The sequence below is a fragment of the Streptomyces sp. NPDC089915 genome (assembly GCF_040684675.1).
Classification (GTDB): Bacteria; Actinomycetota; Actinomycetes; order Streptomycetales; family Streptomycetaceae; genus Streptomyces.
Map to the genome: position 1 here is coordinate 1 of NZ_JBFBGN010000082.1, position 16,706 is coordinate 16,706.

The 16,706-nt window shown below is 71.3% G+C and carries 12 protein-coding genes; 7 read left to right on the forward strand and 5 right to left on the reverse strand.

What is annotated here, in order from left to right:
• The first annotated feature begins 196 nt into the window (after window positions 1-196).
• Both AB0O29_RS23010 and AB0O29_RS23015 read left to right on the forward strand, forming a co-directional pair.
• The gene (locus AB0O29_RS23010) at window positions 197-1,432 is read left to right on the forward strand and encodes an acetyl-CoA C-acyltransferase (protein ID WP_365154167.1); all 1,236 of its coding nucleotides are present in this window, start codon (window positions 197-199) and stop codon (window positions 1,430-1,432) included.
• Window positions 1,429-3,567 carry a 3-hydroxyacyl-CoA dehydrogenase NAD-binding domain-containing protein gene (locus tag AB0O29_RS23015; RefSeq protein ID WP_365154169.1) on the forward strand — a complete coding sequence of 713 codons (2,139 nt, stop codon included), beginning with the start codon at window positions 1,429-1,431 and terminating at the stop codon, window positions 3,565-3,567. Before AB0O29_RS23010 ends, AB0O29_RS23015 begins: the two co-directional genes overlap by 4 nt.
• 69 nt (window positions 3,568-3,636) lie before the next feature.
• Here AB0O29_RS23015 and AB0O29_RS23020 read toward each other — a convergent pair whose 3' ends face one another.
• Together AB0O29_RS23020 and AB0O29_RS23025 are read right to left on the reverse strand one after the other, a co-directional pair.
• On the reverse strand, window positions 3,637-5,376 hold the full coding sequence (locus AB0O29_RS23020; RefSeq protein ID WP_365154170.1) for a polysialyltransferase family glycosyltransferase: 1,740 nt from the start codon (window positions 5,374-5,376) through the stop codon (window positions 3,637-3,639).
• Entirely contained in the window at window positions 5,373-6,350 is a 978-nt protein-coding gene (locus AB0O29_RS23025) for a glycosyltransferase family 2 protein (protein WP_365154172.1), read from the reverse strand. The genes AB0O29_RS23020 and AB0O29_RS23025 overlap by 4 nt, the downstream gene beginning before the upstream one ends.
• Window positions 6,351-6,595: 245 nt before the next feature.
• Here AB0O29_RS23025 and AB0O29_RS23030 point away from each other — a divergent pair, with 245 nt between their 5' ends.
• From AB0O29_RS23030 to AB0O29_RS23045, 4 genes are read left to right on the forward strand one after another with little or no spacing between them, the layout of a single operon-like run.
• A complete protein-coding gene (locus AB0O29_RS23030) occupies window positions 6,596-7,873 on the forward strand; it encodes a DUF6716 putative glycosyltransferase (RefSeq protein ID WP_365154173.1) in 1,278 nt (425 codons plus the stop codon).
• Window positions 7,870-8,664, forward strand: coding sequence for an acylneuraminate cytidylyltransferase family protein (locus AB0O29_RS23035; protein ID WP_365154175.1), 795 nt, complete (start codon window positions 7,870-7,872; stop codon window positions 8,662-8,664). The genes AB0O29_RS23030 and AB0O29_RS23035 overlap by 4 nt, the downstream gene beginning before the upstream one ends.
• A 6-nt stretch (window positions 8,665-8,670) precedes the next feature.
• Window positions 8,671-9,588, forward strand: coding sequence for an N-acetylneuraminate synthase family protein (locus AB0O29_RS23040; protein ID WP_365154204.1), 918 nt, complete (start codon window positions 8,671-8,673; stop codon window positions 9,586-9,588).
• On the forward strand, window positions 9,585-10,649 hold the full coding sequence (locus AB0O29_RS23045) for a hypothetical protein (protein ID WP_365154177.1): 1,065 nt from the start codon (window positions 9,585-9,587) through the stop codon (window positions 10,647-10,649). Before AB0O29_RS23040 ends, AB0O29_RS23045 begins: the two co-directional genes overlap by 4 nt.
• On the opposite strand, the gene AB0O29_RS23050 is transcribed toward AB0O29_RS23045, so the two are convergent.
• Window positions 10,623-11,672, reverse strand: a complete 1,050-nt coding sequence (locus AB0O29_RS23050) for a hypothetical protein (RefSeq protein ID WP_365154179.1) — start codon at window positions 11,670-11,672, stop codon at window positions 10,623-10,625. The two genes, AB0O29_RS23045 and AB0O29_RS23050, sit on opposite strands and share 27 nt — an antisense overlap.
• Before the next feature lie 235 nt (window positions 11,673-11,907).
• Between AB0O29_RS23050 and AB0O29_RS23055 the strand changes: the two genes are divergently transcribed.
• Window positions 11,908-13,092, forward strand: coding sequence for an LCP family protein (locus tag AB0O29_RS23055; protein WP_365154181.1), 1,185 nt, complete (start codon window positions 11,908-11,910; stop codon window positions 13,090-13,092).
• Between the two features lie 9 nt (window positions 13,093-13,101).
• Here the strand turns inward: AB0O29_RS23055 and AB0O29_RS23060 are convergent, their stop codons facing one another.
• Window positions 13,102-14,598 (reverse strand): amino acid permease, encoded by a 1,497-nt coding sequence (locus AB0O29_RS23060; RefSeq protein WP_365154182.1) that lies wholly within the window; start codon window positions 14,596-14,598, stop codon window positions 13,102-13,104.
• A gap of 103 nt (window positions 14,599-14,701) precedes the next feature.
• Window positions 14,702-16,618, reverse strand: coding sequence for a 1-deoxy-D-xylulose-5-phosphate synthase (dxs, locus tag AB0O29_RS23065; RefSeq protein ID WP_365154184.1), 1,917 nt, complete (start codon window positions 16,616-16,618; stop codon window positions 14,702-14,704).
• Between the last annotated feature and the right edge of the window lie 88 nt (window positions 16,619-16,706).

A 16,706-nucleotide genomic window follows, 5' to 3' on the forward strand; every position in this document is an offset into this window, starting at 1 on the left:
GCCCCCGTCCCCCCAGGGACGGGGGCTCTCGGCGTTCCCGGCGCCGCCCGCCCCGGTGTGACGTTCGCCGCTGTTCGGGGAGGGGGTGTGCACACGAGTTACCCGCAAGTAGCATGGGCCGGGTGAGCGGGCGCTCAGTCCAGAAGGAGCGCTCCGCCGCGCAGCAGTGCACACCCGCACCTGGAGGAGAGCCAACGTGCCTCGTACCGTCAGGGACGTCGTCTTCGTCGACGGCGTCCGCACCCCGTTCGGCAAGGCGGGCCCGAAGGGCATCTACCACGAGACCCGCGCCGACGACCTCGTCGTGAAGGCGATCCGGGAGCTGCTGCGCCGCAACCCGGACCTGGACCCCAAGAAGATCGACGAGGTCGCCATCGCCGCGACCACGCAGATCGGCGACCAGGGCCTGACGCTGGGCCGCACGGCCGGCATCCTCGCGGGCCTCCCGCAGTCCGTCCCGGGCTACTCCATCGACCGCATGTGCGCCGGCGCGCTGACCGCCGTGACCGCCGTCGCGGGCGGTGTCGCCTTCGGTGCGTACGACGTCGCCCTCGCCGGCGGTGTCGAGCACATGGGCCGCCACCCCATGGGCGAGGGCGTGGACCCGAACCCGCGCTTCGTCTCCGAGAAGCTGGTCGACGAGTCCGCCCTGTTCATGGGCATGACCGCCGAGAACCTGCACGACCGGTACCCGACGATCACCAAGCTCCGCGCCGACGAGTACGCCGTGCGCTCGCAGGAGAAGGCCGCCAAGGCGTACGCCGACGGCAAGATCCAGCAGGACCTGGTCCCGATCTCGGTGCGCAACACCAACGAGGCGGCCGGTGAGATCGGCTGGGGCCTGGTCACCACCGACGAGCCGATGCGCCCGGGCACCACGCTGGAGAACCTGGCCGGCCTGAAGACCCCGTTCCGTACGCACGGCCGGGTCACCGCGGGCAACGCCGCCGGTCTCAACGACGGTGCCACCGCCGCGATCATCGCCTCCGAGGACTTCGCCCGCGAGAACAACCTCCCGGTCAAGATGCGCCTCGTCTCCTACTCCTTCGCGGGCGTGGAGCCGGAGGTCATGGGCTACGGCCCGATCCCGGCCACGGAGAAGGCCCTGACCCAGGCGGGCCTGTCCATCGAGGACATCGGCCTGTTCGAGATCAACGAGGCCTTCGCCGTACAGGTGCTGGCCTTCCTGGAGCACTACGGCATCGCCGACGACGACGCCCGCGTGAACCAGTACGGCGGCGCGATCGCCTTCGGCCACCCGCTGGCCTCCTCCGGCGTCCGCCTGATGACGCAGCTGGCCCGCCAGTTCGAGGAGCAGCCGCACGTCCGCTACGGCCTGACCACCATGTGCGTCGGCTTCGGCATGGGCGCCACGGTCATCTGGGAGAACCCGCACTTCACCGCCGCGAACGCCGAGGGAGACTCCAAGTGAGCACCACCGCTGAGCTCCTGAAGGGCGCGGCCGAGCTGTTCCCGGACGAGGTCGTCACGTCCGCGCACGTCCGCCACCTGGACCTGCCGTTCGGCGCCGGGCGCTTCGCGCTCATCACGCTGGACAACGGCTTCGACCACACCAAGCCGACCACCTTCGGCCCGCAGTCGCTGGCCAACCTGAACGCGGCGATCGACCAGGTCGAGCAGGAGGCCCTCGCGGGCTCCGTCGTCGGCGTGGGCATCACCGGCAAGCCGTTCATCTTCGCCGTCGGCGCCGACCTCAAGGGCGTCGAGCTGCTGAAGAAGCACGACGAGGCGCTCGCCATCGGCAAGGGCGGCCACGACGTCTTCAAGCGCCTCGCGGCGCTGGCCGTCCCCACCTTCGCGTACTACAACGGCGCGGCGATGGGCGGCGGTGTCGAGGTCGGCCTGCACTGCTCGTACCGCACCGTCTCGAAGGCCATCCCGGCCTTCTCGCTGCCCGAGGTCTTCCTCGGCCTGGTTCCGGGCTGGGGCGGCTGCGCCCTCCTCCCGAACCTGATCGGCGCGGAGCGCGCGGTCTCGGTCATCATCGAGAACTCGCTGAACCAGAACCGTCAGCTCAAGGGCAAGCAGGTCTTCGAGCTCGGCATCGCCGACGCGATCTTCGAGGGCGCGGACTTCCTGGAGCAGTCCCTGATCTGGACGGCGAACGTCCTGAAGGGCGAGACCGAGGTCGTCCGCGCGGAGATCGACCGCGGCGAGGCCTGGGACGCGGCCGTCGCCAAGGGCCGCTTCATCGCGGACTCCAAGGTGCACGGCGCCGCTCCGGCCGCCTACCGCGCGCTGGACATCATCGCCGCGGCCAAGGACGGCGACCTCCAGGCCGGCTTCGACGCCGAGGACAAGGCCCTGGCCGACCTGATCATGGGCGGCGAGCTGCGCTCGGGCATCTACGCCTTCAACCTGGTGCAGAAGCGCGGCAAGCGCCCGGCCGGTGCCCCGGACAAGTCCCTGGCCCGTCCGGTCACCAAGGTCGGCGTGGTCGGCGCGGGCCTGATGGCCTCGCAGCTGGCGCTGCTGTTCCTGCGCCGCCTGGAGGTGCCGGTGGTCCTCACCGACATCGACCAGGAGCGCGTGGACAAGGGTGTGGGCTACGTCCACGCCGAGATCCAGAAGCTGCTCGGCAAGGGCCGCATCAACCAGGACAAGGCCAACCGCCTGACCGCCCTGGTGACCGGTGTCCTGGACAAGGCCGAGGGCTTCGCGGACGCGGACTTCATCATCGAGGCCGTGTTCGAGGAGATGTCCGTCAAGCAGAAGGTGTTCGCGGAGGTCGAGGCGGTCGCCCCGGCGCACGCGATCCTCGCCACCAACACCTCCTCGCTGTCGGTGTCGGAGATGGCCTCGAAGCTCCAGCACCCGGAGCGCGTGGTCGGCTTCCACTTCTTCAACCCGGTCGCGATCCTCCCGCTGCTGGAGATCGTCCGCGGTGAGCAGACGGACGACGCCTCGCTGGCCACCGCGTTCGGTGTCGCCAAGAAGCTGAAGAAGACCGCCGTTCTGACGAAGGACGCCCCGGCGTTCGTCGTGAACCGCATCCTGACCCGCTTCATGGGCGAGATCCAGAACGTCATCGACGAGGGCACCCCGGTGGCCACGGCGGAGAAGGCCATCGAACCGCTCGGCCTGCCGATGTCCCCGCTGGTGCTGCTGGAGCTCGTCGGTCCGGCGATCGGCCTGCACGTGTCCGAGACGCTGAACCGTTCCTTCCCGGAGCGCTTCACCGTGTCGCCGAACCTCAAGCGCGTGGTCGAGGCCGGCAAGCGCGGCTTCTACGTCTACTCCGCCGAGAACGGCTTCAAGCCGGAGCTGGACCCCGAGGTCGCCGCCCTCCTGGTGCAGGGCGACTCCGTCCTGACGGAGGAGCAGGTCCGCGACCGCGTCCTGGACGCGGTGGCGCAGGAGATCGGCCTGATGCTGGAGGAGGGTGTCGTGGCCGAGGCCCAGGACATCGACCTCTGCCTCATCACCGGTGCGGGCTGGCCCTTCCACCTGGGCGGCATCACCCCGTACCTGGACCGTGAGGGCGTCTCGGAGCGGGTGAACGGCAAGAAGTTCCTCGCCCCCGGCGTCGCCAGCGTCCCGGCGTAACGCCCACGACGGCGAAGAGAAGGGCCCCGTCCGCACCTGGTGCGGACGGGGCCCTTCCCGTTGTTCACCTCACCGGCGGCCGAGCCGGCCGCCCTTGACCAGGCGGCGGGCGGCCGGCGAGGCCGGGTTGAGGGTCAGCGCCTGCCGTCCGGCCTGGCGGCGCAGGTCGTCCCCGTGCCTGCCGAGCTTGGCCGCGGTCTCCGCGATCCGCAGCCAGACCAGGGCGCGCCCGCTGTCCGCGGAGATCTGGATGGCCCGCTCGATCCGCCGCCGGGCCTGTTCGGTCTCCTTGCGCCGGATGTGGGCCTGGGCCATGCCGATGAGCAGGTCGAGGTTCTCGTGCTCGGTGAGCAGCCGGGCGCCGACCTCCAGGACGCCGCGGTCGTCCTTGGCCTCGACGAGCGAGGCGAACCCGCTCAGGCTGACGTCGGTGACGGGCCCCTCGTCCGGCTCGCCGCGCTCGCCGCTGCCGCGCAGGGTCCAGCCCAGGCCGTGGCGCCACTTCCAGGTGCGCGGGCCGGGCAGTTCCAGGCGGGTGCGGGTGCGCTCGTTGAAGTGCATGGACAGCTCGGGGCGGCCGTCCCAGCCGTCGACGGCGGCCGCGACGTACTCCTCGGCGACCGGGCGCAGGAAGTGGTACCGCTTGGGCTGCATGCAGTAGCCGACGGCCTGGACGTACGGGGTGACCTCGGCGCGGACGTGCTCGGCGTCCAGGATCCGGTCGGCGGGGGCGGCGGTCGCCGCGTCCAGGTCGGGGACCAGGGCGTGGGTGAGGGTGGCGGGGATGCGGTTGCTGTTGGCGTAGGGCCGCATCCGGCGGATGACCTCCAGCGCGCCGATCTGGGCGACGGGGATCCCGTACAGGGCGCGGGCGGTGAACAGGCCGGTGGAGAAGCAGCCGATCACCCGGCCGGGGCGCAGGTGGGCGAAGACGGTCTCGGCGAGGACCGGGACGTCCAGGACGAGGAAGGGGACGCCGGCCTCCCGGGCCTCCTCGGCGAGGGTGTCGGCGAGGCTGGAGGGGGCGCTGGGGTGCGGTTTGAAGACGACGGCGGTGTGGCCGAGCCGTACCGCCTGCTCGAACATGCGCCGGTGGAGCTCCTCTTCCTCCTCCTCGGTGAGGATGCCGAGGGGGGAGAGGTACTGGCCGAGCAGGAGCGCGGTCCCGGGGCCGCCGCGGGCGAGCTGCGGCGGGATCACCCGGTCGAGGATCGGGCGGCACTCCTCGGTGAGCTCCGCCATCAGCGCGAGGACGGCGTCGGTGCGCACGGGCTCGGAGGGGATCCCGTACTCGGTGAGGAGCATGGGCAGCAGGGTGGGGATGAGGTCGAGGTAGAGGACCCTGCCGATCCGGCCGTGGATGGGGCGGGGCAGGTCGTTGCGGGTCGGGCCGTAGCTCATGACCCCGTCGGCGTACACGGCGAGGGTGGCGTCGGAGAAGATCTTGCAGAGCGTCTGGGCGGGCTTGACCTGGATGGACTCGACGACGAGGTCCAGGGGGCCGGGCCGGATGCCCATCTTCTCCCCCATGACGGTGCGCCAGAGGGGGGCGTCCTCGTCGCGGGGGCCCCACATCGAGGGGTGGAACGGGTAGATGAGGTCGTTCCAGTAGACGACGCGGTGGAAGCGCGCGAGGACGGCGGCGGAGCCGGGCATGCGGTGCAGCGGGGTGGCGACCTCGGGGATGTCGACGTTGTTGCAGACGAGCAGGATGCGCTCGCGGTCGTCCCGGCCGAACTGGCCGGCGTCGATGGCGGCGGCCACCGTCATGGCGCCGTAGAGGGTGGAGGCGGCGAATATCCGGGTCATCGGGCGTCGGCACCCCGGTGCTGGGACATCAGTGCCCTGAGCTTGTTCACGCGTGCGGAGTCCATTCCTTCCAGGGTCCCTTCCAGGATGTCCTGGGGAAGGCCGGAGAGCATCCGCGCGCTGCGCTCCAGGAGCAGGCCCCGGGTGAGTTCGTCGTACTCCTCGGCGCGGTTCATGTGAATGACGATGAGCGCGCACAGAGTTCGCATGGCCTTGAACGAAAGTTCATATCCGCGGGGGTGGCGGGCGAGCTCGTCGAAAACCAGCCGGAAGGCGGGGAGGAAGTCCAGCTGCCGTTCGTCCGGGATCTTGGTGAGTGAAGTGGACACATCACGGCGGTAGAAGACGCCGTGCAGGTCGACCACTCCGAAGGAGCGCATCCGCAGGTGCAGCTGGTAGAACCAGTGCCGGTCCTCGGCGGTCCGCAGGCTCTCCTCGAAGAACAGCGCCCCCGCCGCGCGCAGCCGCTCGCGGTCGTAGATGCCGGCCCAGACCGAGGGGTAGTCGATGAAGGTGGAGGCGTCCACCGGGCCCATGTAGTCCAGGGGGTCGAGCGGAAGGGCCCTCGGGGCGAGCGGGGGCATATGGATCTTCCGTTTTCTTCCATAGACCCGGACATGGCCGGTCCGCAGGAAATCGACGCCCGACTGGCCCATCCAGCCGACCAGTTCCGCGAGATATCCGGGGGCGTACCAGTCGTCACCGTCGAGAAAGGTGAAAAAACGCCCGCGGGCCGCCGCGAGACCGATGTTGCGGGTCGCCGATATCCCCATGTTCCGCTCATTGCGGATGAGTACGGCACCGGGAATCCCCGGAACCGCCTCGCGCAGGATCTCTGATGTCCCGTCAACGGACGCGTCGTCCACGACGATGAACTCGAAGTCCTCCCGGGCATTCAGGGCCAAGGACTTCAACGTCGTCCGGCAGAAGTCGCGGACGTCACACATCGCGACGATTACCGAAAGGGTCACCATGGCCGGCTCTCACCTTCTCCCCATTCACCGACAGGCGCCATCATGTCAGAGCCTCCCGGAGAACCCGAACGGCGCTTGGGGTGTGACGTACAACTCCCCCGGCGGTCGAGGCCAATTCGTGACACGTAAGGCTCGGGTAAGGATGTAAGGTCTAACGGGCCGCGCGGCCATCCCGCCCGTGCCCGTCCCCAGCCGCGGCCCCGCCGACAGCAGTTGGGCTTCGCCGACCGACCGGGAATCCACCAGTGCGCATCCACGTGCTCGCAGACTCCGACACCCGCTGGAAATGGGGTGCGGGGCTGGCGGTGGGCCTGGCGCCGGGCAGCGAGGTCCACGCGCACATGCTGCGCGGCCGGAGCACGCCGACCCCGCGGCAGCTGGCGGAGGTCGGCATCACCCCCTCCTCGATCACCGAGTCCACGCTCGCCGAGTTCGCGGCGGCCCCCGCGCTCGACGCGGCGGACCTGATCATCCTGGGCACCGTCGGCGGCGCCACCCACGCGGCCCTGCACGCGCTGGCCCGCCGCTTCGCGGGCGCCCCGCGGCGCCCGATCCTGATGACCGGATACGTCGGCGTGGTCTACGAGAAGATGGCCGACGGGCTCCTGCTGCGGGCCGGCGCCGATATCGTCCTGGCCAACAGCCCTTTCGACCGGCGCCGTTTCACCGAGGTCTACGAACCGCTCGGAATTCCCGCGTCCAGCATCGTCCAGACCGCCCTCCCCTTTCTCGACCAGCGGCCCTACGACCCGACCCGGACATTCGCCGAACACCCTTATACGGTGTGCTTCGCCGTCCAGCCCTCGGTACCCGCCGACCGGGCCGGCCGGCTCTACATGCTGCGCCGCGCGATATCCCATGCCCGGCTCCGCCCGGGGCGTGACGTGCTCGTCAAACTCCGCAGCAGGCCGGGAGAGGCGACCACCCATGTCGAGGCGTTCCACTATCAGGTCCTCGCGGAACAGCTGGACGAACCGCTGCCGCCCAATCTGCATTTCGTCTACGGCAACATGTCGCAGACCCTCGACCGCACCGATCTCCTGGTGACGGTCAGTTCCACGGCCGCCCTCGAATCGATGCACCGGGGAATGCCGACCGCCATCCTGAGCGATCTCGGCGTACGGGAGATCCACGGGAACCACTACTTCACCGGCTCCGGCTGCGTCACCGACTGGACCGCCATAGACGAGGGCGCCGCCCCGATCGCCCACGAATCGTGGACCGTCGACCAGGGAATCCGCGCCACCGATCCCTACCGTGAACTCCGCGACCGGATCGTCGCATTGCGCGGCGACCGGCTGCCGCCGGTCTCCCCCTACTACACGGCCGAGAGCGCACCCGAATACGTCGGCACCCTGCTGCGCCGCCGGGGCCTGAATCCCGACGGCTCCCCCGGCGCCGGCGCCGCCGCGGCCCGCTCCCGCGGTCCGATGCGGCGCACCTCGCGGCGCGTGCTGAAGGTCGCCTACCAGTTCGGGGTCCAGCGCGTGGCCCCGAAGATCCAGCAGTGGGGCGGCGTGTGAACACCCGCTCCCCGTACCCCTCCCAGGAGAGCAGCCCCGTGAACGTCACCGCCGTCATACCCGCCCGGGGCGGCTCCAAGGGCATCCCCGGCAAGAACACCGCCGAGGTCGGCGGGGTTCCGCTGGTGGCCCGGGCCGTCCGCGCCTGCCTCGGCGCCGCTCAGGTGACCCGGGTCGCCGTCTCCACCGACGACCCGGCGATCGCCCGCGCCGCCCGGGAGGCCGGGGCCGAGGTCGTGGACCGGCCGGCCGAGCTGGGCTCGGACCGGGCCTCCAGCGAGTCGGCCCTGCTGCACGCGCTGGACGCGCTGGAGGAACGGCACGCCGCTCCCGTGGACGTCCTCGTCTTCGTCCAGTGCACCAGCCCCTTCCTCACCTCCGAGGAGGTGGACGAGGCCGTCCTGGCCATCGTCCGCGACGGCGCCGACTCCGCCTTCACCGCCGTGCCCTTCCACGGCTTCCTGTGGACCGCCGACCCCGGCGCCGGCCCCGGCCACCGGGCGCACGGCGTCAACCACGACAGCGCGGTCCGGCTGCGCCGCCAGGACCGTACGCCCGAGTACCTCGAATCGGGCGCCGTCTACGCGATGCGCGCCGAGGGCTTCCGCCGCAGCGGCCACCGCTTCTTCGGCCGGACCCAGCTCGTCCCCACGGCCCCCGATCGGGCCATCGAGCTCGACGAACCCGGCGACCTCGACCGGGCGCGGGCCCTCGCCCCGCTCCTGGACCCCCCGCAGACTTCGGCGACCCCCTCGCCGCGACCCCCGCAGTACCCCGGAAAGGAACTCTGAACAGTGGTGCACAGCAACCGGATCCGCCGCATCGGAAACAGGGAGGTCGGCGCAGGCCGGCCCACCTACGTGATCGGCGAGATCGGGATCAACCACAACGGTGAGCTCGACAACGCCGTCGCGCTCATCGACGCGGCCGCCGACGCGGGCTGTGACGCGGTGAAGTTCCAGAAGCGCACCCCCGAGATATGCACGCCCCGCGACCAGTGGGACATCGAACGGGACACCCCCTGGGGGCGGATGACGTACATCGACTACCGCCACCGCGTCGAGTTCGGCGAGGACGAGTACCGGGCCATCGACGAGCACTGCGCCAAGCGCGGGATCGACTGGTTCGCCTCCCCGTGGGACACCGAGGCCGTCACCTTCCTGGAGAAGTTCGACGTGCCCGCGCACAAGGTGGCCTCCGCCTCCCTGACCGACGACGAACTGCTCCTGGCCCTGCGCGCCACGGGCAAGACGGTCATCCTGTCCACCGGCATGTCCACCCCGCAGCAGATCCGGCACGCCGTGGAGGTGCTGGGCAGCGAGAACATCGTCCTGCTGCACGCCACCTCCACCTACCCGGCCAAGGCCGAGGAGCTGAACCTGCGGGTGATCAACAGCCTGGAGGCGGCCTACCCCAACGTGCCCGTGGGCTACTCAGGCCACGAGACGGGCCTGCAGACCACCGTGGCCGCCGTCGCCATGGGCGCCTGCGCCGTCGAGCGGCACATCACCCTCGACCGCGCCATGTGGGGCTCCGACCAGGCCGCCTCCGTGGAGCCGGGCGGCCTCGCCCGCCTGGTCCGCGACATCCGCACCATCGAGACCGCCCTCGGCGACGGGGTCAAGAAGGTCTACGAGTCCGAGCTCGGCCCGATGAGGAAGCTCCGCCGCGTCCAGGGCACCCCCGCCGCCGAGGGCGTGACGGCCTCGGCATGAGCGACACCCTCGCCCTGGTGGAGAGCCCGGCTCAACTACTGAATGTCCTGGAGTGGGCGCACGCCCACCCGGGCGAGGCAGCGTCCCTCACCATCGCCGTGCTCCAGCCGGTGGACCCGCGCTCGCGCGCCCAGGTCCGCCGGCTGTGCCGGTACGCCTCGCAGGCCAAGGTGGTGTGGCGGCGCTACGAGGTCCGCGCGGGCTATCTGGGGCGGGCCGGCGAGCTGGTCCGCCTCGGCCGCGCGGTCGCGGCGGCCCGCCGGCTGGTGATCGGGGACCTGTTCTCCCGGACCATCCAGCTGCTGCTGCCGCGCTCGCGGGCCCGCGAGGTGGTCGTCGTCGACGACGGCACCGCCACCACCGAGCTGGTGGCGCTGCTGACGAGCGGCCGGCAGCTGACCCGCTGGCACCAGGGGGACGCCAAGTCCGCCAAGGGCGGCCCGGTGAACCGGTGGCTGGCCCGCGAGGAGCTGGAGCGGTCCGTCTTCTTCACCTGCATGCCCGTCTCGGCCCCGCCGGGCGCCGAGGTGCGGCCCAACGAGTACGACTGGAGCCGGGCCACCTTCGGTCCGGCGCGCCCCCGCCCCGGGGCGGACCTGGCGGGCAGCTCCCTGGTGGAGACCGGGGTCATCGACGAGGACCGGTACATCGAGGCCGTCGGCTGGATCGCCCGCACCCGGGGAGCCGGCCGCTACCTGGCGCACCGCCGGGAGAGCACGGCCAAGCTGGAACGGATCTCCGGGCTGACCGGGATGGAGATCGTCCACCCCGAACTGCCGCTGGAGCTGACCGCGCTGACCGAGCCCATCGGGCTGTCCCTGCTGACCTTCGCCTCCACCGTCGCCTACACCCTGCCGATCGTGCTGCGCGGTGCGCCGGTGCGGGTGGAGCTGTGCGAGATCGACGACGCCTGGATCACCCCCGACACGGCGGCCCGCTCGGTGGACTTCCTGCGGCGCATCTCCAGCCTGGCGATCGCCCGCCACGGCCTGTCCAGCATCCCCCCGCAGGGGCGGCGCCGGACCGGTGGACGCTCAGAAGCGCTGCCAGCGCCCCAGTGAGAGGCCGGACGCGTCCTTCTGCCGGTTGACCAGCAGCTCGCCGCGGGCGCTGACCGAGGCGATGACGACGAGCCCGTGCGCGTCGACGGCGAGGGCCGGGGAGTCCAGGCCCTCCTCGCCGATCTCCGTCCACCACAGCCCCGCCGCCTCGTTCTCCGTCGGGTACGCGGCCAGCGCGGTCCGGCCGCCGACGGCGCGGTGGGCCAGCACCGTGCAGTCGTACCCCTCGACGCGGGCGCGGACGGCGGCCACCGCCCCGTACGCCGGGCCGCCTCCCAGGGCCATCACCCCGGCGCCCTCCCGGTAGGCGTACACCCCGCTGCCGTCGGCCGCGTGCCAGAAGTGGGTGACGCGGCCCGGTGCCGTCTCCAGGGTGCCCACGGAGCCGTCGCGCGCCAGGTAGGGGACGTCCTCGCCCTTCTCCATCGGGCCGCCCGGGCTCCGCTGGGCCCAGAAGGTGAGCCCCTTCTCGCCCGGGGCGGCGAACCGGACGCGGCCGTCCGCGGCGGAGGAGGCGCAGCCGGTCTCGAAGGTCATGCTGCCCCGCAGGTCCTGCCACCGGCCCCAGTCGCCCTTGGCGTCCTGGCGTCTGACGTGGATGCCGCGCCCGTTGTTGCGGACGAAGACGTGGGGCGCGCCCTGGGCGTCCACCGCCACGGCCGGCGGGCCGCCGCGCAGCGACATCCCGACGTTCTGGTAGAGGGTGCCGAGGGATTCCCAGGGGGTCACCGGGCGGCCGGTCTGGTACTGCACGGCGTGGTGGTAGGTGAGGGTCTCGGTCCCGTCGGGGCCCTCGGCGCGGGTGCGGCGCCGGGCGGTGAAGTGGGCGTACCCGTCGGGTCCCTGACCCACCGAGAGGTCGCTCAGCCCGTCGGCGGGGAAGAGGTCGGGGCCGCTCCAGCCGGGGCCGCCGGGTATCTCCTCGGTCCAGCGCAGGAGTCCGCCCTCGGTGCGCGCGTACGCGGTGAGCCGGCCGTCCTTGCCGGCGAGGACCCAGCGTCCGGCCACGGGGCCCTGGGCCACGGAGTTCCAGTCACGGGCGGGGGCCCGGCCGGCCTCCGGAGGGCGCCGGGGGGATTTGTTCGGACTGCGTCCGGATCGCCTCGCCATGGACCGAAAGCAACCCTTCCGCTTCGCCGTTCGAACGGAATCAGGATACCCCGGGGGTCGTCTGACGGGGTCCTGCGTCTATCTTGGAGCCCGCGCGCTCCCCCTCCGCGCTCCCCCGCCACCCGTTCGGAAGGACCGGTCCCCGGGCATGACTTCAGACTCCGCCGCCACCGCCGCCGCCACCGACTCCGCCGCCGAGGCCGAGGCCGCCGAGGCCGCCGAGGCCACGCCGGAGCCCGCCGCGGCGCCGGCCCGTTCGCGCGCGAGCCGGATCCGGCGGGGGCTGGCCTGGACGGCCGCCGTGCTGGTCCTCGGCTCGGCCGGAGCCGGCTGGTGGGTCTACAGCCACCTTGAGGGGAACATCGACAGCGTCGACCTGGACCGGGCCATCGGCGCGGACAACCGTCCGCCGAAGGTGGTGGAGAAGGCCCAGAACGTCCTGGTGCTCGGCTCCGACTCGCGGGCCGGGGCCAACGCCGAGCTGGACCACGGCAAGGTCAGCGGGGCCCGCTCGGACACGGCGATGCTGGTGCACATACCCGAGGGCCGGTCCCGGGCCACCGCGGTGAGCATCCCCCGCGACACCCTGATCAGCCGGCCCGAGTGCAAGGACGGGGACGGGAAGACCGTGCCGGGCGCGGAGCGGGTCATGTTCAACTCGGTCTACTCGGTGGCCGGTCCGGCCTGCGTGGTCAAGACCGTCGAGCAGCTGTCCGGGATCCGCGTGGACCACTTCGTGGAGGTGGACTTCGCCGGTTTCAAGGGCCTGGTGGACGCCCTCGGCGGGGTCACCGTCACCCTCGACGAGCCGATGACGGGCGCGAAGGGCGGCCTCAAGCTCGACGCGGGCACCCACCGGCTGAACGGCACGGACTCGCTGAAGTTCGTCCGGACCCGCTACGGCTACGGAGACGGCAGCGACCTCGGGCGCATAGGCCTCCAGCAGCAGTTCATGCTCGCCCTGCTCGCCGAGATCAAGAAGCAGGACGCGCTCGGCAACCCGGCGCGGCTCTACAAGCTCGCCGACGCCGGCACCAAGTCCCTGACCACCGACTCCGATCTGGCCTCGCTCTCCGCGCTGGCCGACTTCGCGCAGAGCATGAAGGGCGTGGACCCGTCCACGATGGAGACCATCATGCTGCCGGTGGCCTACGACAAGGTGGACCCGAACCGGGTGGTGATCGCACAGGAGCAGGCCTCCCAGCTGTGGGAGGCTCTGCGGACCGACCAGAAGGTGCCCGCCTCGGCGAAGGACTCCCCCGCCAAGGGCGGCGGCGGCAAGGGCGCCAAGCCGTCCAAGTCCCCGGCGCCCTCGCCGTCCCCGTCGGCCTGACCCGACGGCCTAGTACTCCGCGTCCTTCCCCATCTTGGCCAGCCGGCTGTGGCTGCGGCCGTACAGGAAGTAGACGACGATGCCGATCACCATCCAGATCCCGAACCGCGCCCAGGTCTCGGCCGGCAGGTTCAGCATCAGCCAGAGCGAAGCCGCGATGGACAGGATCGGGAGCACCGGCACCCACGGGGTGCGGAAGGACCGGTGCAGGTCGGGGCGGGTCCGGCGGAGGACCATCACGCCGAGCGCCACGATCACGAAGGCGAACAGGGTGCCGATGTTGACCAGTTCGGCCAGCTTCTCCAGGCTGGTGAACCCCGCGACGATCGCGATGATCCCGCCGAGGAGCATGGTGGCCCGGTAGGGCGTGCGGTACTTGGGGTGGGTGACGGAGAAGGTGCGCGGCAGCAGTCCGTCACGGCTCATCGCGAAGAACACCCGGGTCTGGCCCAGCAGCAGGATCATGCTCACCGTGATCAGGCCGACGGCCGCCCCGAGGCTGATGGCACCGGAGAAGAACGGCTGGTTCACGGACTTGAAGGCCTCGGCGAGCGGGGCGGTCGGCGACATCTGCGCGTAGTACTGCATGCCGGTCACCACGATGGTCACGGCGACGTAGAGCACGGTGCAGATGAGCAGCGAGCCGAGGATGCCGCGCGGCATGTCCCGCTGCGGGTTCCTGGTCTCCTCGGCCGCGGTGGCCACGACGTCGAAGCCGATGAAGGCGAAGAAGACCAGCGAGGCGGCGGTGAAGATGCCCATGACGCCGAAGTTGGTGGGCTGGAAGCCGAACATCAGCTGGACCAGCGGCGCCGTCCAGCCGCCCCCTCCGGTCTGCGGCTGCGCGGGCGGGATGAACGGCGAGTAGTTGTCCGCCTTGATGAAGAACGCGCCCGCCACGATGACCAGCAGGACCACGGTCACCTTGATGGCGACGACGACCGCGGTGATCCGGGCCGACAGCTTCGTCCCCACGACGAGGATCACCGTCAGCACCAGGACCAGCAGGAAGGCCAGCAGGTCGAAGTGGCCGCCCGCGTCGGGTCCGGACAGCGCGACGGGCATGTCCCAGCCGAGGTTCGTGTGCATGAGGTGGCGTACGTACCCGGACCAGCCGACGGCCACCACCGCGGTGCCGAGGGCGAATTCGAGGACCAGGTCCCAGCCGATGATCCAGGCGGGCAGCTCCCCGATGGAGGCGTACGCGAAGGTGTACGCCGAGCCCGCCACCGGGACGGTGGACGCGAACTCGGCGTAGCAGAGCGCCGCGAGGGCGCAGACGACGCCCGCGACCACGAAGGAGAGGGCGGTGGCGGGTCCGGCGTTGTTGCGGGCGGCGATGCCCGTGAGGACGAAGATGCCGGTACCGATGATGACGCCCACGCCGAAGACGGTCAGGTCCCAGGCGGAGAGGGATTTGCGGAGCGCGTGCTCCGGCTCCTCCGTGTCGCGGATGGACTGTTCCACCGTCTTGGTACGGAACGGACTGTTGAGATCCGAGCTCACCGACGCACCTCCCAAGAAGTACGCGAACGGGCCGGGAGGCCCACCCTTCAAGGGTGATCTCCCGGCCCGTGAGGTGCAACCGCGCGATCCGGCCGCCGTGCGGCTAGTCGACGGTGGCGGCCGGCTCGCTCTCGAAACGCCCGTCCAGCTTGGCGACCAGGCCGGTGACCTGGCGGGCGATGTCCGGGGCGGTCAGACCGATCTCGGCCATGATCTCCTTGCGCAGCGCGTGGTCGAGGAAGCGCTGCGGGATGCCGAAGTCACGCAGCGGCACGTCCACGCCCGCGTCCCGCAGGGCCTGCGCGACGGCGGCGCCGACGCCGCCGGTGCGGCCGTTGTCCTCGACGGTGACGACGACCCGGTGGCGGTCGGCCAGCGGGGCCATGGCCTCGTCGACCGGCTTGACCCAGCGGGGGTCGACGACGGTCGAGGAGATGCCCTGCTTGTCGAGCAGGTCGGCGATCTCCAGGCACATCGGGGCGAGGGCGCCGACGGAGACGAGCAGCACGTCCGGACGGGTGACCTCGGGGGCCGGCAGGCGCAGCACGTCCATGCCGCCGACCTTGCCGACGGCCGGGACGGCCGGGCCGACGACGCCCTTGGAGTAGCGCACGACGGTCGGGGCGTCCTTGACCTCGACGGCCTCGCGGAGCTGGGCGCGCAGCTGCTCGGCGTCGCGCGGGGCGGCCAGGCGCAGGCCCGGGACGACCTGGAGGATGGACATGTCCCACATGCCGTTGTGGGAGGCGCCGTCGTCGCCGGTGACGCCGGCGCGGTCCAGTACGAAGGTGACCCCGCACTTGTGCAGGGCGACGTCCATGAGGACCTGGTCGAAGGCGCGGTTGAGGAAGGTCGCGTAGACGGCGAAGACCGGGTGGACGCCGCCGGTGGCGAGGCCCGCGGCCGAGGTGGCCGCGTGCTGCTCGGCGATGCCGACGTCGTAGATGCGGTCCGGGAAGGTGTCCGCGAACTTCTTCAGGCCGACCGGGTGGAGCATGGCGGCGGTGATGCCGACGATGTCCTCGCGCTCGTGGCCGAGCTTGACCATCTCGTCGGCGAAGACGGAGGTCCAGCTGGCGGCGGAGGTCTTGATCGGCAGGCCGGTGTCGGGGTGGATCGGGCCGATGCCGTGGAAGCGGTCGGCCTCGTCCTGCTCCGCGTGCGTGTAGCCGCGGCCCTTCTGGGTGAGGCAGTGCACGATGACCGGGCCGCTGAAGCGCTTGGCGCGCTGGAGGGCGGACTCCAGGGCCTCGATGTCGTGCCCGTCGATCGGGCCGATGTACTTCAGGCCGAGGTCCTCGAACATGCCCTGCGGGGCGATGAAGTCCTTGAGGCCCTTCTTGGCGCCGTGCAGGGTCTCGAAGAGCGGCTTCCCGACGACGGGGGTGCGCTCCAGGATCTCCTTGCCGCGGGCCAGGAAGCGCTCGTAGCCGTCCGTGGTGCGCAGGGTGGCCAGGTGGTTCGCGAGGCCGCCGATGGTGGGGCCGTAGGAGCGCTCGTTGTCGTTGACGACGATGACGAGCGGGCGGTCCTTGGCGGCGGCGATGTTGTTCAGCGCCTCCCAGGCCATACCGCCGGTGAGGGCTCCGTCGCCGATGACGGCGGCGACGTGGTGGTCCTCGCGGCGGAGCACCTCGTTGGCCTTGGCGAGGCCGTCGGCCCAGCCGAGGACCGTCGAGGCGTGCGAGTTCTCGATCACGTCGTGGTCGGACTCGGCGCGCGAGGGGTAGCCGGAGAGGCCGCCCTTCGAGCGCAGGCCGACGAAGTCCTGGCGGCCGGTGAGCAGCTTGTGGACGTACGCCTGGTGCCCGGTGTCGAAGAGGACCTTGTCCTTCGGCGATTCGAAGACCCGGTGCAGGGCGATCGTCAGTTCGACCACGCCGAGGTTGGGGCCGAGGTGCCCGCCGGTCTTGGAGACGGCATCGACCAGGAAGGACCTGATCTCGGCGGCGAGCTGGATCAGCTCCTCCTGGCTGAGCCGGTCCAGATCGCGCGGTCCCTTGATGCGGGTCAGCAGCACCCGTGCCTCCTTGCAGTTGCTGGCTGGTCTGTCGAGTCTAATGTTCCGCTCGCGGGCGGAATCATCGGGCGGTACCGGGAGGGGTACG

Coding starts and splice junctions, on each gene's coding strand:
- AB0O29_RS23055 (WP_365154181.1), top strand. CDS start 11,908: ATGACTTCAGACTCCGCCGCCACCGCCGCCGCCACCGACTCCGCCGCC.
- AB0O29_RS23020 (WP_365154170.1), bottom strand. CDS start 5,376: ATGACCCGGATATTCGCCGCCTCCACCCTCTACGGCGCCATGACGGTG.
- AB0O29_RS23025 (WP_365154172.1), bottom strand. CDS start 6,350: ATGGTGACCCTTTCGGTAATCGTCGCGATGTGTGACGTCCGCGACTTC.
- AB0O29_RS23045 (WP_365154177.1), top strand. CDS start 9,585: ATGAGCGACACCCTCGCCCTGGTGGAGAGCCCGGCTCAACTACTGAAT.